Source organism: Microbulbifer thermotolerans (assembly GCF_001617625.1).
GTDB classification, from domain to species: domain Bacteria; phylum Pseudomonadota; class Gammaproteobacteria; order Pseudomonadales; family Cellvibrionaceae; genus Microbulbifer; species Microbulbifer thermotolerans.
In genome coordinates this window covers 2,438,697-2,462,805 of record NZ_CP014864.1, presented here as the reverse complement: position 1 = coordinate 2,462,805, position 24,109 = coordinate 2,438,697, and the positions used below count along the sequence as shown (strand labels likewise).

The 24,109-nt window shown below is 51.9% G+C and carries 19 protein-coding genes and 1 pseudogene; 16 read left to right on the top strand and 4 right to left on the bottom strand.

Going from position 1 to position 24,109, the window contains the following annotated elements; translation table 11 throughout:
- Positions 1-168: 168 nt before the first annotated feature.
- From A3224_RS10350 to A3224_RS10325, 6 genes are all read left to right on the top strand, one after another.
- Positions 169-1,569 (top strand): NlpC/P60 family protein, encoded by a 1,401-nt coding sequence (locus tag A3224_RS10350; protein ID WP_074903228.1) that lies wholly within the window; start codon positions 169-171, stop codon positions 1,567-1,569.
- A gap of 12 nt (positions 1,570-1,581) precedes the next feature.
- Complete coding sequence (locus A3224_RS10345; RefSeq protein WP_067154143.1) at positions 1,582-2,676, top strand: dipeptide epimerase; 1,095 nt, start codon at positions 1,582-1,584, stop codon at positions 2,674-2,676.
- A 34-nt stretch (positions 2,677-2,710) separates the two neighbouring features.
- Positions 2,711-3,499, top strand: coding sequence for a MurR/RpiR family transcriptional regulator (locus A3224_RS10340; protein ID WP_067154142.1), 789 nt, complete (start codon positions 2,711-2,713; stop codon positions 3,497-3,499).
- A gap of 474 nt (positions 3,500-3,973) precedes the next feature.
- On the top strand, positions 3,974-5,587 hold the full coding sequence (locus A3224_RS10335; RefSeq protein WP_067154134.1) for a serine hydrolase: 1,614 nt from the start codon (positions 3,974-3,976) through the stop codon (positions 5,585-5,587).
- A 22-nt stretch (positions 5,588-5,609) separates the two neighbouring features.
- Entirely contained in the window at positions 5,610-6,665 is a 1,056-nt protein-coding gene (locus A3224_RS10330) for a S66 peptidase family protein (protein WP_067154131.1), read from the top strand.
- Between the two features lie 90 nt (positions 6,666-6,755).
- Positions 6,756-8,144 (top strand): Na+/H+ antiporter NhaC family protein, encoded by a 1,389-nt coding sequence (locus A3224_RS10325; RefSeq protein WP_067154128.1) that lies wholly within the window; start codon positions 6,756-6,758, stop codon positions 8,142-8,144.
- Between the two features lie 214 nt (positions 8,145-8,358).
- Here the strand turns inward: A3224_RS10325 and A3224_RS17650 are convergent.
- Positions 8,359-8,487, bottom strand: a pseudogene (locus A3224_RS17650) (IS256 family transposase); the annotation flags it as partial.
- 127 nt (positions 8,488-8,614) lie between these two features.
- Here A3224_RS17650 and A3224_RS16900 point away from each other — a divergent pair.
- From A3224_RS16900 to A3224_RS10310, 5 genes are all read left to right on the top strand, one after another.
- Positions 8,615-8,923 carry a hypothetical protein gene (locus A3224_RS16900; RefSeq protein WP_139223240.1) on the top strand — a complete coding sequence of 103 codons (309 nt, stop codon included), beginning with the start codon at positions 8,615-8,617 and terminating at the stop codon, positions 8,921-8,923.
- 135 nt (positions 8,924-9,058) lie between these two features.
- Entirely contained in the window at positions 9,059-9,610 is a 552-nt protein-coding gene (locus A3224_RS10320; RefSeq protein WP_067154125.1) for an NADAR family protein, read from the top strand.
- 127 nt (positions 9,611-9,737) lie between these two features.
- Positions 9,738-10,346 (top strand): DUF2314 domain-containing protein, encoded by a 609-nt coding sequence (locus A3224_RS10315; protein ID WP_067154122.1) that lies wholly within the window; start codon positions 9,738-9,740, stop codon positions 10,344-10,346.
- A gap of 715 nt (positions 10,347-11,061) precedes the next feature.
- On the top strand, positions 11,062-11,394 hold the full coding sequence (locus A3224_RS17495; protein ID WP_082817481.1) for an excalibur calcium-binding domain-containing protein: 333 nt from the start codon (positions 11,062-11,064) through the stop codon (positions 11,392-11,394).
- Between the two features lie 181 nt (positions 11,395-11,575).
- Positions 11,576-12,208: a DUF1294 domain-containing protein gene (locus tag A3224_RS10310; protein ID WP_067154119.1), complete on the top strand. Its 633-nt coding sequence runs from the start codon at positions 11,576-11,578 to the stop codon at positions 12,206-12,208.
- Positions 12,209-12,391: 183 nt separating this feature from the next.
- Here A3224_RS10310 and A3224_RS10305 read toward each other — a convergent pair whose 3' ends face one another.
- Entirely contained in the window at positions 12,392-13,114 is a 723-nt protein-coding gene (locus tag A3224_RS10305) for an SDR family oxidoreductase (protein WP_067154116.1), read from the bottom strand.
- 122 nt (positions 13,115-13,236) lie between these two features.
- On the opposite strand from A3224_RS10305, the gene A3224_RS10300 reads away from it, so the two are divergent.
- Together A3224_RS10300 and A3224_RS10295 are read left to right on the top strand one after the other, a co-directional pair.
- The gene (locus A3224_RS10300) at positions 13,237-14,163 is read left to right on the top strand and encodes a LysR family transcriptional regulator (protein WP_067154113.1); all 927 of its coding nucleotides are present in this window, start codon (positions 13,237-13,239) and stop codon (positions 14,161-14,163) included.
- 304 nt (positions 14,164-14,467) lie between these two features.
- Positions 14,468-14,932, top strand: a complete 465-nt coding sequence (locus A3224_RS10295; protein ID WP_067154109.1) for a hypothetical protein — start codon at positions 14,468-14,470, stop codon at positions 14,930-14,932.
- Between the two features lie 985 nt (positions 14,933-15,917).
- On the opposite strand, the gene A3224_RS10290 is transcribed toward A3224_RS10295, so the two are convergent.
- Complete coding sequence (locus A3224_RS10290; RefSeq protein ID WP_082817480.1) at positions 15,918-17,219, bottom strand: carbohydrate-binding protein; 1,302 nt, start codon at positions 17,217-17,219, stop codon at positions 15,918-15,920.
- A 259-nt stretch (positions 17,220-17,478) separates the two neighbouring features.
- Here A3224_RS10290 and A3224_RS10285 point away from each other — a divergent pair, with 259 nt between their 5' ends.
- The 3 genes from A3224_RS10285 (at position 17,479) to A3224_RS10275 (ending at position 22,645) form a co-directional block, all read left to right on the top strand.
- The gene (locus tag A3224_RS10285) at positions 17,479-20,265 is read left to right on the top strand and encodes a TonB-dependent receptor (RefSeq protein ID WP_082817479.1); all 2,787 of its coding nucleotides are present in this window, start codon (positions 17,479-17,481) and stop codon (positions 20,263-20,265) included.
- Positions 20,266-20,354: 89 nt separating this feature from the next.
- A complete protein-coding gene (locus A3224_RS10280) occupies positions 20,355-21,908 on the top strand; it encodes a tryptophan halogenase family protein (protein ID WP_067154104.1) in 1,554 nt (517 codons plus the stop codon).
- Between the two features lie 17 nt (positions 21,909-21,925).
- On the top strand, positions 21,926-22,645 hold the full coding sequence (locus A3224_RS10275) for a SapC family protein (RefSeq protein ID WP_067154101.1): 720 nt from the start codon (positions 21,926-21,928) through the stop codon (positions 22,643-22,645).
- Between the two features lie 139 nt (positions 22,646-22,784).
- Here the strand turns inward: A3224_RS10275 and A3224_RS10270 are convergent, their stop codons facing one another.
- Entirely contained in the window at positions 22,785-23,756 is a 972-nt protein-coding gene (locus A3224_RS10270) for a sugar kinase (RefSeq protein WP_067154099.1), read from the bottom strand.
- Positions 23,757-24,109 lie beyond the last annotated feature (353 nt).

The window sequence follows — 24,109 nt, the reverse complement described above, 5'->3', positions numbered from 1 at the left end:
AACTCCCGGGGGCGCGCAGGCATCAGCGTTTGGCAGGATCAAAACTGACGTTGCTTGTCCGCTTGAACAGGGCACATTTAAGTGCCCTTTTTTTCATCTTGCGATGGAAAATGATGGTATTAGCTGCAGTGGAATAAGAGGTTGCCCATGCTTCATAAGAGGTTGCCCATGACCAGAATCAATTTGTGGATTGCTATTGTTTTTTTGCTGATGAGTGCCGCCTGCGCGAAGCAGGAGTCGCAGTTCGCCAGTGAGGCCTCCCCGGACTTTGTCACCGATGTTCCCCTGCTCGAAGAGCGGATGCTGTCTGCCGATTTTTGGATCCGGCGGCTGGCCCGCGACGACGTGCGGCTCACCGGTGAGGAGATCGCGGCAATGAACGCCGCCAGTTTCGAGCGCGACCCCAACCTCTACGACCTGGATCAATTTCCCGACATTATGCCGCGCGAGCAAGTGCTGGCCTTGATCGACGGCGTCAGTCGTCCCGCTGCGAGCCCGCGTTTTTTTACCGATGGGCGCCCTGTCACAGAGGAAACCTACGCGCGTCTCGAAGCCGCGGTACAGCGTTCGGCACTGCCGGAACAGGTGCCGTTGCGCTGGGGGTTGGCGGTGCGGCGCGCGAGCATGCGCAGCTATCCCACAACTGAGCGGGTACTCAAGAATCCCGACGACAGGGATTTGGACCGTTTCCAGGAAACCGGTGTGTTTCCCGGTCATCGCTTGGCACTGTTGCACGAGAGTGCGGACGGAAAGTGGTGGTTTGCGGTGAACTATCACTACGCTGCCTGGCTGCCGAAATCTGCGGTGGCGGAGGGTTCGCGGGAACAGATCACCGCGTGGGAACAGCGCGCACCGAGACTGACGGTCACCGGCGCGCAGGTGCGAACGAACTTTAACCCCGAAGAGCCCAGGACCTCGGAAATTTTATTGGATATGGGGGTGTCTTTGCCGCTGCTGTCCGCACGGGAAGTGGGGCACAATGTGCACGGGCAAAACCCTCATGCGAGCTATATCGTTTCACTGCCGGTGCGTGAGGAAGATGGCAGCCTCGCGTTCGAGCCGACACTGATCGCGCGCAGCCGCGACGTGACCGTCGGCCACCTCGATTACCGTCCCTCGCTGGTGCTGCGTCAGGCCTTTAAATTTTTAGGGGAGCGCTATGGCTGGGGACATGACTACAATGGTCGGGACTGCACCGGTTTCGTCGGCGAGGTTTATCAAACTTTCGGTATCCTGATGCCGAGGAATTCCGGTGACCAGGGTAAAAGTGATTTTGCGCCCACGCGCCGTTTTGCCGAGGGCGATGACAGCGAGCGCCGCGAGGCACTTGAGGATCTCTCTGTGGGAGACCTGATTTATATTCCCGGGCACGTGATGATGTATATAGGCCGTGTCAATGGAGAGCCTTATGTGATTCACGATGTGACCGGGCTCAGCTACTACAGCAGTGATGAAAGCTTGTACAAGGGCACCCTCTCCGGTGTCTCGGTGACGCCGCTGATGCCGCTGCGGCTGGCTTCCGGCAAGCGTTATGTCGACAGCATTTATGCAATTAAATCGATTTTTTGACAGGATTCGGCCATGAAAATTGTTGATGTAAAACTGGGTATGCTGCGGGTTCCCCTGGTGACACCATTCAAGACGGCCCTGCGCACGGTGGAAAATGTAGAAGATGTGGTCGTCATGCTGGAAACGGATACCGGGCATACCGGTTATGGCAATGCGCCGGCCACGGCGGTGATTACCGGCGATACACACGGATCGGTGATCGAGGCGGTGCGCCAAATATATGCACCTTTGCTGATCGGACGCGAAGTGGCGGATCTCAACCGTCTTTGCCGTCAGATACAGGGCGCCATGATTCACAACACCAGCGCCAAGGCGGCGGTGGAAATTGCGCTCTACGATCTGTTCGCACAGAGCTACAACACGCCCCTTTACCGGATTCTCGGCGGTGGCGAGAGCGGCCTCACCACCGATATCACTATCAGCGTGGACTACATCGACAAAATGGTGGCGGATGCGGAGCGCGCAGTGGAGCGCGGCTTCGAAATTTTGAAGCTGAAAGTGGGTAAGGATATCAATCTCGATATAGAACGTATCAAGGCGGTATACGCAGCTGTGAAAGGGCGCGCCCTGCTGCGTCTGGATGCCAACCAGGGGTGGAGTCCCAAGCAGGCGGTCATGGCGATCCGCGGGCTAGAAGAGGCGGGCGTGGTGCTGGAACTGGTGGAGCAGCCGGTGAATGCCGGCAATCTCGAGGGAATGCGCTATATCTCCGAAAGAGTGAAAACGCCGATAATGGCCGACGAAAGCATATTTGGCCCGCGCGAAGCTATCGATATCATCGAGCGCAGAGCTGCCGACATCATCAATATCAAGCTGATGAAAACCGGCGGCATTTCCAATGCCTTGAAGGTCGCGGACCTGGCGGGGCTATTCGATGTGGAGTGCATGGTGGGCTGCATGCTGGAGACCAGCATCGGTGTTTCCGCCGCCGCGCACGTAGCCGCAGCCAAGGCGCCGGTTGTCTCCAAGCTGGATCTGGATGTGCCCTCCCTGTGCAAATACGACCCGATTGTGGGAGGGCCCACCTACAAAGATGCGGATGTTATCCTCAATGAAACTCCCGGTCTCGGCATCGAGAAAATTGAGGGGCTGGAGTTGTTAGCGTAATATCGCCCGCTACCAAGGGAACAGAGCCAACTCCATGAACTGCCTCCTGAAAATGCGCGCACAGCGCGATCAGATGTCGGTGAATGAACGCAAACTGGCGGACTTTATCCTCGACAACATCGAGTTGCTGCGCGACTACTCGTCGCAGCAGCTGGCGGATGCGGTGGGTGTCAGCCAGTCCAGCGTGGTTAAGTTTTCACAGAAACTCGGTTACCGCGGCTATCCCAGCCTCAAGCTCGCCGTCTATGAATCCTATGCCGGGTCCATGATGGCGCAGGCGGGCGATGATTCCGCCCGGCACTTCTCCGGTGGGGACAGTCCTCTGAGCCAGTTAGGGCAGAAAAAATTCGAAATTCTGGAAAACACCACCAGCATCAACGAGGCCGACCAGATCACTGCGGCCATTGCTGCGATTCGCGCGGCGCGCTGTATCCAGGTGTCGGCCTGTCCCGGCTCTGTAGCCGTTGCGCGTTACCTGACACACCAGCTACTGGAGTGCGGTCGCTGGGCGATATTCGACGAAGGTGGCAAGCTGCAGAGTCCTATTGCCAGGACTCTGGAAGATGATGATCTTTTGTTTATTGTCTGCGATTTGGGCGGCGAGGAATCCCTGGTGGACGTGGTCAACCGGGCCAGAGAGCAGGGCGCCAGGGTGTTGAGTATTACCCGCTACAACTACAACGCGGCCAGCATCCACTCCGATATCCGTCTGTATGTTGCGCCCGCCGAAGGGGACGAAGGGTGGCAGCGGATTTTATTCCGCGCCGCACAGATGCATTTGATCGAAGGCCTGATCGGTGGCCTGATCAATCAGGAAGGGTAGGGAATTTCCGTCCGATTCGCTATCGGGCGGTCAAGATTCTGCCTGCTCAGGTGATGAGGTGCTATTTCGAAATCGTGGGACACAGGGGGCTATCCAGTGGAGCTACAGGGACCTCCTGGCGCATTTTCAAAATAGCCACCCCAGCGCCTGAGAGCCCTGTGACCAACGGGATGCTGGTGCGAATTTTTAAGCGATTTCCCGACAACTGCCCGCACTACAATTCTCTTCTCCGAGCTTTTCTTGCCTCGCTATTTTATCTTTTCTCTCTGACATCCTCCCCGTTGCAGCGGAAAGTATTTGAGCTGTTGCGGCGGGCCCGGTGCTCTCGGCGGATCAAGGGTTTGCATTGCTGAATAAAATATTATTTACTCGCTGAAAGCTGATTGATAAATTATTTTGGTGCCGGCATCGTGTCCAGCGGACTGTATGCAACCGCTGTGCCACTCACCGAAGTGCGGGAGGTAATGGTAAACCATGTTGGAATTTCTACAGGGAGCGGATGGCAGCCGCAAGCGCCTTGCCGCAGCGCTGGGGGTGGCACTCGCAGCGGCGCTGCTGCTCAGCAGCTGCGGTACCAAAGCGCCGCTCGAAGGCCGCGAAGCCGAGGCACTGGTTGAGCGTGTGCTCGAAGAGGAACGTGTTCCCGGCGCGGCGGTGGCCATCTGGTATCAGGGCAAGCCCGTATTGCAGCGCGGCTTCGGTGTCACTAACGTCGATTATCCGCACCCGGTGGATGAAAATACCCTTTTTAAACTTGCGTCCACCACTAAGGCATTTACCACTGCGGCCCTGGGACTGTTGGTGGAGGAAGGGCGCCTGGACTGGAATGACCGCGTCGTCGATCATTTGCCCCAGTTCCGCCTCGCCGATCCCTGGATCACACGGGAATTCCGCATCGTTGATTTGCTGACTCACCGTTCGGGCCTCGGGCCAGGCGCTGGCGATCTGATGCTGTGGCCGCAGCCGAACCACTTTACCCGCGCCGATGTGTTGGCTGGGCTGCAATATCTACCTCTCACCTTGCAATTCCGCGCCGATTACGCCTACGACAACCTGCTGTATATCGTCGCCGGTGAACTGATCGCGGAAATATCGGGTATGAGTTACGAAGACTTCGTGCAGACGCGTTTGCTAGATGCCATGGGCCTGCAGAACTGTTATGCCGGTCCGGTGCCCGCCGCGGCGCGAGCGAATCTGGCCGACCCGCACCGGTTAGAAGCGGGAGGCCTAGTGGTGGATACCCCGAATCTGGCAGGCGATGAGCCCATAGTCCTGGCCGCCGCCGGCGGTATGCATTGCAGTGCCGCCGATATGATTACTTGGTTGCGCACTTTGTTGGCGGGGGGCACAACCCCCAGCGGTAAAACCCTGTTCTCAGCGGAGACCCGCGATCGCCTCTGGAAGCCGGTGACACTCATGCCAATGTCGGCCGAGCGCGCCGAGCGGGATGGGGGCAGCTTTTACGCCTATGCCCTGGGCTGGCGCGTGCAGGACATGCACGGAGTGCGGGTGATTCACCACACCGGTTCCCTGTCGGGCATGTATGCCTGGGCTGCCGTGGTGCCGGATAAAGACCTGGCCATGGTGGTGTTGATGAACCGCAGCGCCGGGGCGGCGCGCCAGGCACTGATCTACAGCCTGCTGAAACCCTATCTGGGCGCCCCGGATAGGGATTGGCTGAGTTATTTCCAGGCACTTTATGGCGGCGGCAAGGCAGCGGTTCCGGAACCGGACCTGCTACCGCCTCCGGACGGACTGGTAGCGGTGAGCGATGCGGCGCTCAGCGGTCGCTATCGCGACCCCTGGTTTGGCGACATAGTGATAGAAAAAAACAACGGTCAGCTGCGCTGGCGCTCGGAAAAATCTCCGCGCCTGGTCGGCACCCTCACCGCGGCGGGCACCGGTGTCTGGGCACTGGAGTGGGATGACAGAAGCCTGAATGCCGATGCCTGGCTGGTGGCTGATCGCAACGCGTCCGGCACCCTGATTCTCACCATGCAAGCAAAATCCCGCGGCGTTGACTTCAGTTACGATTTTCCGGATCTGCGTTTTGAGCGCGTGCCAACTGGGGATCAAAGCGATTTATAAAAAAACAGATAGGAGAGACCCCATGCTGAGAAGGTCTTTGCTCAAATCCATGGTGGCGGCACCGTTGGTTGCCGCCAGCGGCGCAGCGGTCGCCAACAGCGGCAAAACCGCAGTAGCTGAATCCGATCGGTTGCTGCGCCCGAAACGGCTTGTCAAAGGAATGACGGTCGGGCTGGTGACACCGGCCAGCAACGTCTGGGAAGATGAGGATATCCGCTTCGCCATCGACGTGGTGAAATCGCTTGGGTTCCGCGTCAAAGAGGGCAAACATCTTTACCAGCGCACCCAGTATCTGGCTGGCCCCGATGCCGCACGGGCGGCGGACATCAACGATATGTTCGCCGATTCCGGCGTGGACGCAGTTTTTTGCCTGCGCGGCGGTTACGGCACACCGCGCATTCTGCCGATGCTGGACTTCGACACCATTCGTCGCAATCCGAAAGTGCTGCTGGGTTACAGCGATATCACCGCCTTGCTCAATGCCATTTTCCTGCGCACTGGCCTGATTACATTTCACGGGCCCATCGCCGCGCAGAATTTTACCGACTATACGCTGCGGGAATTCACCAAGGTTTTGGTCGATGTGGAAAATCCCACACTTCTCGGTGCGCCGCCGCCTTTCGAAACCGCACCTGGGCGCGTGGAAAAAGAAAACCGGATCACCCGTTTCCGGGGTGGTCGTGCCCGCGGGCGTCTGGTCGGCGGCAACCTGTCACTGATTTGCAGTTTGCTCGGCACCCCCTTTGAGCCGGATTTCCGCGATAAAATTCTCTTCCTCGAAGATGTGGGTGAGGCTCCCTACCGGGTAGACCGCATGCTGACCCAGCTGTGGCTCGCAGGCAAACTGGATCAGGTGGCCGGAATTGTGTTCGGGAAATTTACCGAAGCGGAAACCAGCGGCAACAGCTTCAGCATGGAACATGTGCTGCGCGAACGCTGCGCCGCCCTGAGCGTGCCGGTGGTGCGCGGATTGATGATCGGCCACGTGGAAGATCAGACAGTGGTGCCGGTGGGCGCCATGGCGGAACTCGACGGCGACAGCGGCACCCTGCGCCTGCTGGAAGCCCCGTTGCGCTGAGCGCGCAGGCTGAAGCCCGAAAAGCAAGGATTGCCTCCACGCCGCCGGCACTGCCGGCGGTAACCACACAATAACGACAATAACGTACTTATGAACGAGTTATCCTGGACCACATTGCTGCCGTCATTTTTGGCTATCGCCCTGGCACTGTTCACACGGCAGGTTTACCTGGCGCTGTTCGCCGGTATCTGGATTGGCTACTTCCTTCTCAACGGTTCTGGCTTTTTTCCATCGCTGGCGGAATCACTCGACGGGCTGTTAGCTGTTCTCGCCAGCCCCGGCGATGCCCGGGTGGTGATGTTCACTCTGGTAATCGGGGCCTTTATATACACCCTGGAACGCAGCGGCGCAGTGCGCGCCTTTGTGCAACTGCTCAAACGCAGCCAATGGGTCACCAATGGCAAACGCGCTCAGTGGATGGCATGGCTGATCGGCATAGTGATTTTTATCGAATCCAATATTACGGTACTGGTGGCGGGTACCGTTGCCAAGCCGCTGTTCGACCACTTCCGTATTGCCCGCGAAAAGCTCGCCTACATCATCGATTCCACCTCTGCGCCCATTTGCATGCTGATCCCACTAAACGCCTGGGGCGCCTTTAACCTGGGCCTGCTAAATGGACTTGGAGTAGAGGACCCGCTCAAGGTTCTGCTTGCCAGTATCCCGCTCAACCTTTACGCAATTACAGCGGTCGCTATCTCTGCCTATGCCATCGCCCGGGACTACAATCCAGGTCCAATGGCGAGGGCGGAAGAGCGGGCGGCCCATTCCCGTATCGAAGATGCCGTAGTGGCCCCGGAAATTAAAAAGCGGCGCTCGCCCCATGTGAGCACCATGCTGATTCCCGTGGTGACATTGGTGGTGGCCATGCCAGTGGGACTTTGGATCACCGGCGACGGCAAAATTTTTGCAGGCTCAGGTTCAACTTCTGTGCTCTGGGCCTCCCTGGCCGCTCTTGCCATCTTGTCGGTGATGATCGCCGTTCAGCGGATTATGACTCTCGACGAACTGAGCGAATCCTGGATGAATGGCGCAGGCCGCATGCTGCCCATGGCCATTATTCTGGTACTGGCTTTGGCTCTGGGAGGTGTCTCCAAAGCACTGGGAACCGGCGACTACGTGGTGAGCCTGGTCGGCGACACCTTGCCGCTGGCCCTGATGCCTTTGGTCATATTCCTGGTTTCCGCGCTGATCGCATTTTCCGTGGGCTCCAGCTGGGGAACCTTTTCCATCATGCTGCCCATCGCCGTTCCCGTTGCCACAGCCATGGGCGCCGACCCGACATTGCTTGTCGCCGCTGTGCTATCCGGTGGCATCTTCGGCGACCACTCCTCACCAATATCCGATACCACCATTGTCTCCTCCCTGGCAGCCGGGTCCGAACATATTGAACACGTGCGCACCCAATTGCCTTACGCCCTCCGTGCCGGTGCCATTGCCGCGGTTGGATTTGTTGTATTGGGCTTTTTGTTACTGTAACTATTTGAACGCACGCGTTAAGGTGAAAGCTCGCTTTGAGTAGTGAAACGATAGCGCAATTCCTCGGCCACTTTGGCCATCTTGCGCATCGATGCGCCCTGTACGTAGGATTCTGCCAGCGCCAGCCGCAAGGCTCGCTTGCAGCGTATTCCTTCTCCAGCGCGGACAGGTAAAACTGACTGTCGCGAATTTGAGGCACCTGCAACTCAAACTCTCCCACACGGGTAGGTATAGGCTTCTTCTTGATTCCGTTGGCATAGCGCCTGCGATTCTCTGAACGCTCGTAGTAGGCCGCCCCAAGGTACTGCTTACGCTCTACCAATATCAGCGTGTTGAGTAGCACCTAGAAAGCCGAAGCCAGATCATTCAATCCTTGTTCAGAAAGGATTTCGGCCATAGCGGATATTGCTGTATTCTCATTGTCGCGGGTTATGGTTATTTCCTTATTAAGAACGATAAGGGGTCTTTCTATGGCGAAGGAAGTAGATAGAAAATTGTTGGCCTACATAAAACCAGAGGGGTCAGAAGAGGTTTTTATTGATATTGTCGAAATCTCCAGAAGAAGTACGTCTTTTCACTATAAGGGTATAGTCTGGAATAGATCTCCGCTTGTTATGGGGGCTGGAAACTGCACAGATCCTCACGGCAATAAATGTAAAATATTCCCTCTGAATAGGCATTACACTCCCAGCTGGGCAGTGGATGCAAAAGTTATAATTAAAGAAAGCGCGAAAGAGAGATACAATTTATGGCTTTCAAGGAAAATAAAATCAGAGTAGGAACAAATAAGAGAGGTTTTCAGTATTTAGAGTGGAATCAATATCTGGTATTGCTTGATATCGAAAAATCATTGCGATGCATGAACTGTTAATTTTTAATCGTTAGACGCTAATGGATTGTAGTGTTATAGAAATATGAAAATTAGGACAAAAGAAGAGCTTGTTGAATTCGTAAATTACGGAAATAGAGTTAAGTATATATTTTTCTGGGGCCATAAGGAAGGCTCTAAAGTAACCAAAGCGTGTTTTAGCCAGTGGTATGAGTCTAGCTTTGAGGTTGACGGAGTTAGATTTCTGACGGCAGAGCATTTCATGATGGCTAAAAAGGCTGAGCTTTTCGATGACATTAAGTCATACAATAAAATCGTCTCTTCAAAAAATCCTGGAGAAGCTAAAAGGCTCGGCAGAGAGGTAAAAGGCTTTAATGAGTCTGTATGGGTTGATCAGAGATTTGAGATAGTTGTTCAGGCAAACTTCGCTAAATTTTCGCAGAATGAAGACTTGAAGTCTTTTTTGTTGGCAACAGGTAATCGCGTCTTGGTAGAAGCTAGTCCTGTAGACAGAATTTGGGGTATCGGATTGTCCGCTGATGATGAAGCTGCAGAAAATCCAAATAGATGGCGAGGTCTTAATTTACTCGGGTTTGCGCTGATGGAGGTTCGAGATAGATTACGCCCCTGTGTTTAAAAGGTAAACAGGGATGAGTCTATTAGAGGTTCCAATTTTAATGAAATCTAATAAATTCAATCGCTCCTGAGATTGGGGCTTTACCGGATTTTGTTTTTGCACGGATTTAAAGATCTAATACGAAGCTATGTTAAGAATTTTTACGGTTTCTGTGATTTCGTTTTTATCTTTCTTCCCAATCTATATGTTTGTCACAGAAGTATGTGGATTAAATGATGATTTTGGCGCTGTGGTGGCTATTGCTTTGGCTATTATCGCCGTGCCTGCGGTACTTTTAAAGTTGTGGAAAGAAAAGCCCAGCCCGGAAGTTATTCCGGTTAATGTAAACGATCCTGTTATGAAAGAATTCGTGGAGAAATCCAGGAAGCAAATTGATAGGTTGATTGAAGGGTTGGAGGAAGAGAAAAAAGAGGCATATGTGAAATTTCCTTATAGATTTGGCGGCGAAATTGAGCATGTGTGGGGCACAGCACATAATATAAAGGATGGCTATGTAATTGTATCCTTGGATTCGTCGCCCGTGGGAGATCTTCCGGAGGAGGTATATGGAAGGCTGAAAATAAAGCTGGAGGAAATTGAAGATTGGATGCTAGTAGATACAGATGGAACAACATTCGGTGGGTATAGCATTCTCGCTCATGCCAAAATATACACGCGAGAATATGGAAGTTTGCCAAGGGATTATGAAAGGTATTTGAAAAGATTTGTAGATTTTGACTGGCCGGAAATTACATAAATCCTGAAGTGATAAGAGGTTGTTTCGGCTTGATACAGGGTAATCCTTAAATTATCTTATGGCAACATAGATGTTATTGGTTTATCGATTCTGCTGTCTCCAGGCCCACTTCAAACTGTGAGGTAAAATAATAGTGCAGGGTGTGGGCAGAAATAGCTGTATACAAGAGTTTGCAAAAATGGTCCGTATTATTTATGCTTTTTCTTATAATTTTGTAAATTTAATCTTGTTGTTTTTTTGTCTTCACTTTTCAATTACCATCCGGTCGGATGGTCCTGATGGTTTTTTTGAGTCTATAGTTAAATCGATTATTTTTTATTTGTCTTTGGTGTCTTTTGGTTCGGGCGTGGCTTTGTCCTTTGAGAGGTATCGCATAAGAAATTCTGGGCGTTTTAATCTGTGCGTGCGTGTGGCCATTACCATGTTTTTATCTTTTTTTGCTGTGGCTGGTGTTATTGAGGCGTGCGATGACGATAAAGGTTATTGCCGCAATTGGAGGTTAGTTAATGTTGGGTATAATAAATAGCTAGCCAATCCAATAAAATTAAAAAATATATAAGAGAGATCGTTTAGTTTTCAAAAAATTAAGTGGGTAATTGCGGGTGCTTATCCGATGTGCGTAACAAGGATGTTTTATAGGAATGTTGCGCTTTTGTGATCATATGAGATGCTCTTTTGAGTTGATATTAAAATTGTTGGAGTTTTTGTATATACAATGAAACAAATATTGATTTTGGGTGTGTTGGCGTTTTTAGGGTGGAAGATATACCAGGAAAAAGTTATGTCACATGGGGCGCGATGGGGGGATTATAAGGTTGAGAAAATTGGTGTGTCCGCAGATGGTATGGAAACGATTAAGCTATCTCCGACAAAAGGTACTGCAAAGAGTAGGCACGACTCTTATCAAGCTTTTAAGTGTGATGGACGACAGTATTGTAGCCAAATGACATCCAGAGAAGAGGCTGTTTTCTTTACAAGAAATTGTCCCAATACAAAAATGGATGGAGATGGGGATGGTATTCCCTGTGAGAATGATTCTAGATTCTAGAGGATAACTGATAAGTTCTCTCCTTGGTGATAGTGAGACGTAGTTATTTAGATAAGACTTATGTGATGCTGTGGATAGAGGTGCTCGTACTTTTTCGAGGTGCTCATCCTACTAGTTGAGCGCTTCATGTCTATCTACAGCATTCATAAAATTATTCAGAGATACTATAAGGAAATTTATAGTGAAGCAAAAAGGCTCTCTCACTTCTTGGGATGACAACAAAGGTTTTGGCTTTATTACACCAGACGAGGACGGTGAACGGGTATTTGCGCACATCAGTGCTTTTCAGGGGCGTGGAAGGCCATCGGCTAGCCGTAAGGTGGTTTACGAGCAAAGCAAAGATGCCCAGGGGCGTTTACAAGCAGCCCAATTTCAGTATTCCGGTGTAAGCCGATTGGGAGCGGCGTTGGTACCCGGGGTCTGGATAGCGCTGCTGATTGCGACGGCTGTTTTGGCCTCGCTTTCGCTATTGTTCAAGCTGGGCTATGTGCCGTTGTTTTTGCCCGCGACCTATGGGGTTATGAGTTTGATCACCTTTTTGATGTATGCAGTAGATAAACGTGCGGCGGAGCGTGGCAGTTGGCGTGTACCAGAGGGGCGGTTACATTTTTTTGAGCTTCTATGTGGCTGGCCTGGTGCTTTGGTGGGGCAGCAGTTTTTTCGCCACAAGACCCGCAAGTTATCATTCCAGGCGACCTTTTGGTTTTATGTGCTACTGAATCTCACGGTACTTGGCTGGTTGTTGGCATGGCCGGATGCGGATTTTGCACGCCAGCAGCTGGGGATTAATGCGGTTATGCTTATCAGGATTTAATAGTAAAATGCCTGCGCAATATAATCTTTGACTCTTGGAATTTTTATTGCGATGACTTTGCTAATCGCTAGCTGCTCTCAGGCCTTGATACATTTGGAGGCAGTGGCTGAAAACCGCCCGGTAGGGGCGGTTTTTTGTATGGGCATGTCGCCCGGCTAGTCCGTACTTAGCAAAGGGGTCTTTTCAGGCCTGCTGCCGAGTAGCTGCGATGGTGATATCGCGGATATTCACGTTCTGAGGTTGCTGATACATAAAGAACGCAGCCCGGGCAATATCATCGGCCGCCAGTACTCCACCCATGGTGGTTTTCCATTCCTCATATCCTGCGATGATCTCCTGGCTGGTGGTGTGGCTGAGCAGTTCTGTTTCCACTGCGCCGGGGTGGATCGCCATCACCCGCACGCTGCTATCTGCCACCTCCTCGCGCAGGTTCTCGGTTATGGCACTGACCGCGAACTTGGTACCTACATAGGCGGCGTGGTTGGGAAAGCTCTTTTTGCCCGCAATGGAGCTGATGTTGAGGATGGTACCTCGGCCGCGGGCCACCATATTTGCGAGTACCGCCTGAATGCCATTCAGTAAACCCAGCACATTCACATCGAACATCTGTTTCCATTCTTCCGGGGCCTGGGTGTCCAGTTGTCCCAGCAACATTACGCCGGCATTGTTGACCAGAAGGTCTGCGGGGCCATAAACGGCTTCAGTTTCACGGAGCGCCTCACGAAATGCCTGTGCATCGGTCACGTCCACTGGACGGCACAAAGTGTCCGGCAGGTCGAGCGCCTCGATTCTATCCACCCGGCGGGCGAGCAATAGCAGAGGGTGGCCAGCGCCAGAAAACTGCCGGGCGATGGCAGCGCCGATACCTGAGGATGCGCCGGTAATAACTACAAGTGGTTTTGCCATGGATTTTCTCCCTTGGGCAACATTGTCGAAATGGTAGGCTGGAAATTGAAAGTACGAGCGCATTCTCTGTTCGCAGAGTATTATGAAAAACAGACACACTTGAAAAAGACTGTTCGGTTTTTATGAACAATATCTCTTGGCGGTGGGTGCGTGCCTTCTTACTGGTGGCCGAGTATGGCAGTTTTACCGCCGCTTCCAATGCCTCTGGTCACTCCAAGGCCAACATCAGTCAGCAGGTGACGGCGCTTGAGCAGGCGCTTGGGGTGCAGCTGCTGCACCGCACCACCCGCAACCTGCGCCTGACCAGCGTTGGCAGGGGCTATTTTGAGCGCAGCCAGCTGGCTTTTCGCCAGTTGGACTCCGCTGCTGAATGGGCGATGCAATCCACCCAGGAGCTAAAAGGTGGGATCCGTATGAACTCTGTCGGCGGTCTGATAGGGGAGGAGCTGATAGCGCCCTTGGTATTCCGCTTCCAGCAGGCAAATCCGGAGGTTGATGTTGAACTGGACTTCTCCAGCACACGCGTGGATCTGCTGAACAGTCCTTATGACCTGGTAGTGCGGATGGGGGAACTGACTGATTCCACACTGGTGGCTCGCAGCCTGCACAGGATCACCACCCGTTACGTGGCCAGCCCGGAGTTTCTGGCCCACCACGGGCCTATCCATGCGCCTGCAGACCTACGGGAGCTGCCGCTTATCTACGGTAGTGTTGACCATTGGCTACTGGAGCGGGGAGACGAGCAGCAACTGATTCCAGCAAAAAATGGTTTTAGAATTGTAAGCGGACGTGCCATGCGTCAGGCGGCTCTTTCCGGTCTTGGAGTCACACGGCTGACCGACACCTATGTGCAGGCAGATATCGCGCGGGGTGATCTGGTGGAAGTGCTTCCAGAGTGGTCCGAAACCACCCAGCTGTCACTGGTCTGCCCGCCGCACCGGCATCAACTGAAAAGAGTACGTGGGCTAATGGATTGGCTGAAGGAGCATTTTGCAGAAGTCTACGAAAAGGCTCTGAGGGAAGTGCAGCCACTGCGGCGGATGGTTTGAACAATAACCAGATACACCCTTCAGCCGTGTTCCATTCATCACTCACTTTATTTAGGGAGACTCGGATTAATTCGAATGAGCGCTGTAGTTGATTCCGGAGCGCTTACGCGAATTCATCGGAGATTCCATGGATAACTTGACTTAATGTCTCCTCTGGGGAAACTGAAGGATAAGTTGGCAAAAATACTTTAATCAGAACCAGAGCTCATACTGTGCGAAGAGCCGTAAGTATAATAAACAGCTTAAAGTAGGCTGTTCACAGCTTTGGCGCCATTAGCCGGGTGTTCTGTGTTATGAGGATGAGATGATAAAGTTTATACCGTTGACTGGATTGCTTTTTGTGGGCTCGATGCAGGCTGTTGCAATGGAAGGCTGCTATTTGAAAAGTGATGAAATCACCAGCCTTGTATCCAATGAGTCAGAGGGAAAACTAACATATATAGAAGTCTCAAAGGTTGCCGATGACTTCTTTGTAGATGGCGTTATTCAGGGGGGGAACTTTCATGTTTGCCATATAGGTTCTCCGCTTGAGGGAGATGAAGATCCGCTGAAAATGGCATATGTTGATAGCACGCTTGTCTATAGTGAGGACGATCCCGAATACGATATTAACTGCAAGTTGGTATTTTCTTTTGAGGGCGGAAAATTAACAATAAGTGACACAAATGCGCACTGTGCAAGATACATCTTCTCTTGTGGTGCACATGCTGGTTTAGATGGAGTGGTTCTACCAAAAGTAGAGCGTAAATGCCCCGGTTCTGACGCGTAATAAGTTTTTAAGAGAGACTTGTAGACCTGGTACTTTTTAATGTGCGGGCTTCGGTGTTTAAGTAGCTGTTCTGAAGATTTTGTATTGTGTTTCCATTCGTCCTGTAATGTTGTGATGGCCAAAAAGAGCTGGCCACTAGAGTCCTCGAAAATCATACTTAGTGCGAGATTTACGGAAAAAGTAAAGCAACGTAGCAAAATGCAATAGGAAGATTAGAGGGCTTCCAAATTGTACCTGCTAACTGATTAACAGACGGGCTTGTGATTTATTTGGCTAAGTGCTGTACAACTTCCAAGATGCTCAGGCAATGGGTGAATATTTCGGAAGCGCACAAGTACTTCGCTGTAGCTCTCATCCCGTATTCGATGGGCTTTAAGGAACCTCTGATTAATTCGCGTGGACACTATGGTAGCTTCCGGGGCGCTCAGGAAATAGGACGGGCATTTCGAAAACGCACGAGTACTTCCCTGCAGCTCCGACGGATACATCCCTGTATCCGACGGTTTCGAAATGTCCGTCCTATCACCTGAGCTTCACATCCGCCCCCGAAGCGCCTCTGCCACCAGAAAGTGACTTAATCAGAGGTTCCTTAAATGCCCACCCCATCAGTTGAGCTTCTTTCCCCTGGTGCCCGCCTTCTTTAAGAGCCGGGAGAGAAGTATCTGGGAAAACCCCGAGAATTAATCAGTGGTCCCTTAATTCGAAGCGGTAGAGTGGTGGAATAGAAATCATAGCAATAATTTATTAATTTGCGATCATGGATAGCATTTGTCTGCGTGTCGCTGATTAGACGGGGCTCAGCCAGAATGTGTCTGTTCGGCAAGAGATGGTCAATTTTTAAACTGTACGAGTGTGCTAGTTGGGGTTAGATTGGGGCTGTTGTGCTATGGCATCTCTGGTGTCGGGGCCACCGCGCCGGAGAGCCGGCGCGGTAGTGCAATGGTTGCCGCAGCGCCCGTGGCAGGCACTGCGGGGTAGGGTGGCATTACAGCTTCACAAAGCGGATTTCATCGCCGTTCCACTGCCAGTTACTGCTGCCAGTGCTTTTCAATCGGAAGTTGTAGTTGCCGGGGGATGAGACACTAATGGTCTGTGGGAAAGTGAATGTTTGATAGGACTCCCAGCCGCCGGTATTTGAGAGTGTCACGGTTTTGGCTGCATTGCCGGCAAAGGTGAGTTCTGCGCCCAGACCGCTGCTCATGGGAGACGCGATAACCAGATCGACGCGGTACTCGCCGGCAGCAGGCAGGTTGATAGTGTAGTCAGCCCAGTCGCCCTTGGTGTTGTAGTTGATGTTGTTGCCGTTTTTGTTGAAGCCCAACACTGTATCACCGGTCACATTAGCGCCGTCTTTACCCGTGTTGTGGAAGTTTCCAAGCTCAACGGTGGTTGCATTGCCGTTGATGGGAACGGGCTTGTAGAACCGTACCCAGTCTACGTAGTAGGTATTGCGGTTGGGATCGGCTAGCTCGGCATCGGTAGGGGTAATGCCGTTATCCGAGCGCCAGTTTTGATCTTCCATATTGATAATGGCGTACATAGGTTTACTGAGACCGGTGCCGCCAGTGAACCCGTTGGGGTCTATGATGTCCTGGCCCGAAACAGTGCGAACCAGCTTTCCATCCACGTAGTACTCCAGGTGCCAGGGGTCACGCCAGTAAACGCCGACACGGTGGAAAGCATCCCGCCACTTGGTTCCTTTGCCGTCCGCATACCAGGAACCCGCATCCGTGGGCTGATAGTCCTGAAAGGGGTCGCGAATGAATACATGGTGGCTGAGGTGCAGCCGTTCTGCATACCATTCCTGCCCTGGGCGGTCACTGCCGTAGGCTTCGATAACATCGATCTCTTCTGTTGAGTCTGCACTCAGGAACCAGAAATCGGAGGCCAGAACCATATTGCTCAGTTTGGCTCGGGCTTCCATATAGACGGGGTAGGTAAGGGGCGCTTTTGATGTAATGCTGCCGAGATATACCTGGTTTGTGCCCGGTTTGCGCCCGGAGGTGATAGCCAGTTTGCCGCCGCTGACGTAGGAGTAGTGCGGGTGCCACTCGGTCAGGCCTGGCCCGGTCCAGGGGTTAATAAAGCCCTCTTTCCAACGCTCGTAGAAGCGGGTGCTTTTACCGGCGGCCGGTGCCTCGTAGTTGAAGTCGTCCGAGAGGGGATGTAGCTCCCAGGTTTTGCCGCTCCCGGGGTTGGCGGGTACGGGAACTCCATCCCAATCTGCGGCGTATGTCGCGGTACAGCCCATTACACACGTGAGTAGTATTGAGGTTATTTTTCTCATCGCGGTTTCTCCTTTGGGTCATTATCATTATTGGAGCCGCGACCATAGCAGTTTTGTTGACAATCTACAATTAACTATTGACATTGGGTGGGCGTGCGTCCAGGATATTCGCGTCAGCCACGTGAGTGGATAACCAATAATCCACCACTCCCGGCGGCTGTACCGAGAGGTTCTATCCAATAACAATGAGGCACTCTATCCCTTGGTCAAAAGGACTTGGACCTAGGCATCGAGCGCCCGGATGAAGAGAGAAGCACCCATGCCTATCAATAATAAGCGCTTCCACTTGAGCGCCTTGTCCGCTGCTGTAGTTGCCGCCAGTGTTAATCTGCAAGCGCAAGAGACTTCTAACTATGGTGACGCGACTCTGGAAGAGATTACCGTAACCGGTATCCGCCAGTCCTTGACGAATGCCATGGATATTAAGAGAGATTCTTCCGGTGTTGTGGAGGCAATTTCCGCCGAGGATATCGGTAAATTCCCTGACACCAACCTGGCCGAATCTCTGCAGCGTATTACAGGCGTATCCATTGACCGCAGTAATAACGAGGGTAACAAGGTTACTGTCCGTGGCTTCGGGCCCAACTTTAACCTGGTGACTTTGAATGGTCGCCAAATGCCAAACTCTTCCGCGTTGCAGTCCGAGGGCATCACCCGTAGCTTCCGCTTCGCGGAGATCTCAGCTGAGAGCGTATCTGGTGTGGAGGTCTACAAAACCGGTAAGGCGGATGTGTACTCCGGCGGTATCGGTTCCACCATCAATATTAAGACCGCGCGCCCATTCGATTACGATGGCCTTGTGGCCAGCGCGAGTGTAAAAGGCGTGATGGATACCAGTGTCGAAAATGGCGATTCCGTCACGCCGGAAATTGCCAGCATGGTGAGTAGTAAGTTCTTTGACGATAAGTTTGGTGTGCTGTTGGCCTTTTCCCACGCTGAGCGCGACAGCCGTAGTGAGGCAGTCAAAACTCAGGGATGGGTGCCGAACTACGGTACAGCGGATACCTCTGCGATTGATCGCACCAAAAACCCGGAAGGCACCTACTGGGCGCCCTGGACCTTCGACGTAGATGTGGCGGATCACCAGCGCGAGCGCCAAAACGGTCAGCTGGTATTACAATTTGCGCCTATTGACAGTGTAACAGCGACTCTGGACTACACCGCATCCCGTTACGACGAAGAAATTTCCATGAACCGCACCAGCGTGTGGTTTGATTCTTCCGATGGTGTGACTGATGCAAACGGTACGGTAATTAACCCGAGTGTTCAGAACGATGAACTGAACTTCTGGGCCTGGGATTATCATTTCGTAACCGAGAATGACTCCATCGGTTTCAATGTGGAGTGGGAGGCGACGGATTCTCTGCGCTTCGCTCTGGACGTACACGATTCTACATCCCAGTCTCAGCCGAATGGTGAACCGGCGGAAACCATTGCCAATACCAAGAACCCCGGAAAGCTGGTAGATGCAGTGGCAGACTTCTCCAGCGGCAGCGGCCTGCCGGGAATCAGCTTTGATGATTCCGCGCTCGATGGCGGCGCTTATGACCCGGATAACATCGTTTCCGATCTCTTCCAGGAGCGGGGTTATCAGATTGAAAACAATATTCAGCAAGTTCAGCTGACTGGCACCTGGGACAACTTGGATGATGGTGCTCTTAGAACAATCAAGTTCGGTATTGCCAACACCGATTACCAGATAGATGTATACGAAAGCCAATCTTTCGCTTTTGTCGATCTAGGTGATCTGTCGGAAATGGGCATCGATTTTGAGTCGTTGGGCGATTTTGGCAGTGAAATCGGTAACAACAGTGGGCTTTTCCCGCTTCTGGCGGACTATGAAGCTTCCGATTTTATCGACGCGGTAAAGGCTTCTGGGCAATACTATGAGGCTACGCCTACTTTTGACAAAGTGAGCGAAGAAACATTTGCGGCCTTTGTCTCCATGGATTTTGAAACCGAATTTAACGGCTATCCCATTCGTGTAAATGCCGGTCTTAGGTTTGAAGATACTGAGGTTACGGGCACATCCATTCAGAACGGTTTCCTCGGCCTGAGCTATTGGCACTCCGAGGAATTGCGCGAAGTAACTGATGATACGCCCAGTGCAGATACCCTCGAGGGTGAGTACACCCGCTTCCTGCCGAACCTGGATGCCAGTATTGAGCTGACCGACGAACTGGTTGCGCGCGCTTCCTACAGCCGCACTCTGAGCCGCGCGGATATTTCTGCGATGTTCCCGTCCACTTCGCTCAATGTTTCCCGCCCAGGAGGTCCTTTCAATGCGTCTCAGGGTAACCCGGGTCTGTTGCCTATTACCTCGGACAACTTCGATCTGTCCGTAGAGTACTACTACGATGAAGGCAGTTATGTGTCTCTGGGCTACTTTAAGAAGTACGTGGAGAACTTTATCGGCTCAACTACGGAAGAACGCGTAATTTACGACGTTAACGGCAACCCGCTGACTGACCCCAGTGTCAACCCTCGCTCTGGCTGTCCTGACTCTAGTGGTACTAACCCGGCCTGTATGGGCACTGCCGATGATCCGGTAATTACCTGGAACGTGACTACTTCCGACAACTTGGAAGATGCAGAGGTTTACGGCTGGGAATTCGCCGTTCAGCATATGTTCGGAGATAGTGGCTTCGGAACTATCTTCAACGCCACACTGGTGGATGGCGATGTGGACTACGATGTTTACAGCACTGAAAATGTCTTTGCCCTGACGGGCCTTTCCGACTCTGCTAACCTGATTGGGTTCTACGAGCAGGGGCCTCTCCAGGTACGTTTGGCCTATAACTGGCGCGACGACTTTCTGCTGGATACCCGTCAATCGCAAATTGGCGGGGAGCCGGTATTCACCGAGGCCTACGGACAGTGGGACCTGAATGCCAGCTATGACGTGACTGAGAATGTCTCTGTTTTCTTCGAAGGTTTGAATATCACCGAAGAAACTATCCGTCGTCACGGTCGCTTCGCCAACCAGCTGGTTAGTGCAGAGCAGTATGGTGCCCGTTACAACTTTGGTGTTCGCGCCAAGTTCTAACCGATTTAGAGATTGTTTTTGTAGTATGGAGGAGGGCTGCCAGGGATGTGGTGGCCCTCTTTTTTTTTAGCGAATAAAGTGAGATCACTATGTCTCAACCGGTAAAATCTGTGGTGATACTGGGGGGTGGTACGGCGGGCTGGATCACTGCCGGCACGCTTGCGGCGCGCTTTAAAAGAGACCAGGCGGAGCCAGTCAGTGTTACTTTGATAGAATCCCCAAATGTTCCCACGATTGGGGTAGGCGAGGGGACTTGGCCCACTATGCGCAATACTTTGAAGAGAATGGGTGTTCGCGAAACGGACTTTATTCGCGAATGCAATGTGGGCTTCAAGCAAGGGGCGAAGTTTGCACGCTGGAGTACAGGAGCCAAAGAGGATTTCTACTACCATCCTTTAGTGTTGCCAGAAGGTTTTAATAGCCACAACCTGGCTCCCCATTGGTTGGCGGGTGATCGCTCCGTGTCTTTTTCCAATACTGTTTGTCCTCAGGAAGCTCTCTGCCAGCGCAATCTGGCCCCCAAGACGATTGACACGCCTGAATACGCTGCAATCGCTAATTACGCCTATCACCTGGATGCGGGTAAGTTTTCCAAGTTCCTACAGGAACATTGCACAGAAAATCTTGGCGTGCGCCACATTCTGGCTGATGTGAGTGGCGTGCGGGAAAGTGAAACCGGTGATATTGCTGCCCTGCAGACCGATACGGCAGGGGAGGTCTCCGGCGACCTGTTTATTGACTGCAGTGGCTTCCGCTCGAAGTTGCTGGGTGAACACTTCGGTATACCATTCCATTCCTGCAAAAGTGTGCTGTTTATCGATACAGCCCTGGCGGTTCAGGTACCTTACGAACACGAAAATTCTCCTATGGCCACTCATACCATTTCTACGGCCCAAAGTGCCGGTTGGATATGGGATATCGGCTTGCAGAATCGCCGTGGTGTCGGTCATGTGTATTCCAGTGCGCACTCTGATGAGAGCTCGGCTTACCGCGAGTTGGCGTCTTATCTCAATATGTCCGAACCGCAGCTCGATGAGCTGGGTGTGCGTAAAATCCCCATTGTGCCCGGCCACCGGGAAAAGTTCTGGCATCGCAACTGTGTTGCTGTCGGTCTCTCTGCCGGATTTCTTGAGCCGTTGGAATCTTCCGCTTTGGTATTGGTGGAAATCTCCGCAAACATGATCGCGGAACAGTTTCCTGCAAGCCGGGCCGCAATGGATGTGGTCGCTCGCCGCTTTAATGAATCCTTTCTTTATCGCTGGGATCGGATCATAGATTTTCTAAAGTTGCACTATGTGCTCACCAAGCGTAAAGATAGCGAATTCTGGCTCGATAACTGCGATCCGGTAAGTGTGCCGGACAGTCTGAAAGAACTATTGACCCTCTGGAGGTACCAGCCCCCTTGGCACGACGATTTTGACCGGGCTGTAGAGGTGTTTCCCGCGGCGAGTTATCAATACGTATTGTACGGTATGGGATATGAAACAAAGCCGCGACCGGGTGGAATTTCTGCACCCAATCTTGAAATGGCCGCGCAACTGTTTGAGCAGAAAAACCGCGGGCTTGAGAAAATGCTAAGATTGCTTCAGCCCCACCGGGATCTTATTAATAAAATCCGTAAATTCGGATTGCAAAAAATATAAAAAAACGGGAGAAAGTCATGGCTAAAGCCGTAGCCCTGAATAATGAACGCCACAGAAATCTGCGAGTGATTACTAAGCGTGGAGCAGAATATGGGGAAAACACTAATTTGGTTCCGGTAATCGCTGATGAGTTGCGTAATCTGGTACTCGAATATCCCGTATGTATTACAAAAAATCCGAATAATGGGCAGTTTTCCCTGTGCGCTTTGTTGGGATTTGAGCCCGATGAGAACTTGTTTCTCTATGGCGATGAATGGAAAGCTGAGTACCTTCCTTTGCATATTCGACGCCAGCCATTCATGGTCGGTCATAAAAAAACGTCGGCGGAGGGAGATACTGAGGCACTGATTATTATTGATACTGATAGTGAACGGGTACAGGAGAAAGAGGGAGAGCGGTTGTTCAATGATGATGGCAGTAAGTCCAGCTATCTGGAAGAAGTGACAGTTATTCTCTCTCAGCTGATTTCAGGCATGACGTCTACCAGTGCGTTTCTGAAGTATTTGGCTGAAGAAGATTTGATAGAGCCAGTTCAGTTAAGTGTACGTTTTTCCAATGGTGAGCAGAAGCGTTACGAAGGTCTGTACACAGTTAACGATGAAAAGCTTCAGAAATTGGACGCAGCACGGTTGGTGTCTATGCATCAACGTGGCTATCTACAGGCGGCCTATTGGCTTTCCGCATCCATGGGACAGGTGCGAAAACTGATTGCGTTAAAGAATGATTTGATTAAATAATAGCCTGTTTAAAGGCTTACACACGTATATCTAACTAATGCGTGTTACTACCACAGCTGGTTTCGGTACGCTCCGGAACCAGCTACTGCACTTATATGAATTAATCAGAGCTTCTTTAGAGGCTTGCAGCGGTTTTTTTTCATTTAGAAATATCTTGGCTTTCGATTAAATTTTTAAAAATGGATTTATCCACCAAAGCGCCCTTGTGCTGAATTACCAAAGCGGAAATTGTGGCAGCCCGGGCAATGGCTTCTCTTGGTGAGGCTCCCTGACTACGGAAGGCGAGATAGCTTCCATTAAAAGAGTCGCCAGCTGCGGTGGTGTCTACTACCTGTTCAACTGGTGTAATTGGCTCGAGAAAGGATTCCTCTGGCCCCCGATAGTAAACGCCGTTGGGGCCATCCTTGATTACCAGCTCCTCGATATCAAACTGCTCCAGAAACTCGCAGGCACCACAAAAGTCTTGTACTCCGTAAAGCGCTTCCAGGTCTTCTATACCGGGGAGAACCAAGTGGGAGTATTCAAACGCAAGGGCGTATTCTGTTCGGGTGTCTTTACGTGAGGCCCATAGTTTGGGACGGTAATTGGGATCGAATACGATGCGGGCGCCTGCATCGCGCAATTGCAGTAGTAAATCCCAAAAGGCTGGCCGCGTATCGGGAGTCAGCACGGCTAACGATATACCACTAAAAAAGAATAGATCTGGGCAAGGTACTAGTTTGCTGGGAAGGAGGCCGCTATCGCCAGCTAGCAGGGTTGCATCCCTAAGCAAAGACATTATCTCCCTGGCGGCAGAGTTTGAGCGCCAGTAGCTGAAATTGCGTTCTCCGCAGGCGTCGTTGCTTACTATATACAGACCCAACTGACGGTTGGGGTGTCGAAATACTAAAGAGGTATCGATATCTTCCTCTAGAAGAGCGGCGATCATTTGATCACTGGCAGAGTCATTCCCAACTGCCGTCAGCAACCGCACCCTATCTTCAGCGGCTGCCAGACGTTTGAAATACACCGCGACACTGTGCACATCTCCGGCGAAAGATTGCCGGTAAAGCCCGGGCTCAACCTGGCTGAGTTCGAGCATGCTTTCACCAAGGATTACGAGGTCTGTCATTTCAGTGTCCTTTAATCTTTATCCTGTTGTGGATCGCCTTGAAAGTAGTATTGACAGTTAAGTCAATATGCGGCGCATCAGCGCACAGCAGGGTGGATATTCTGCCCTTTGTTTACCTTGCTTTCTATTGTCCATTGTTAACAATGTTTGTATGGAGCCTTGATTATAAAAAAATATTATAAAAAACAGTAACTTAAGCTATTTTTGGTCGATTTTGGCGATCGTTGTTAGGCGGGCATTTTATCATTGTACGGTCGAAAAATGTATATTGTTAACAATAAATAGTTGACTTAGGGCGGTGGTGTGGCGGATGATTGCGGGTGCTGGAGAAGCTCAAAAAAATAAAAACGGGC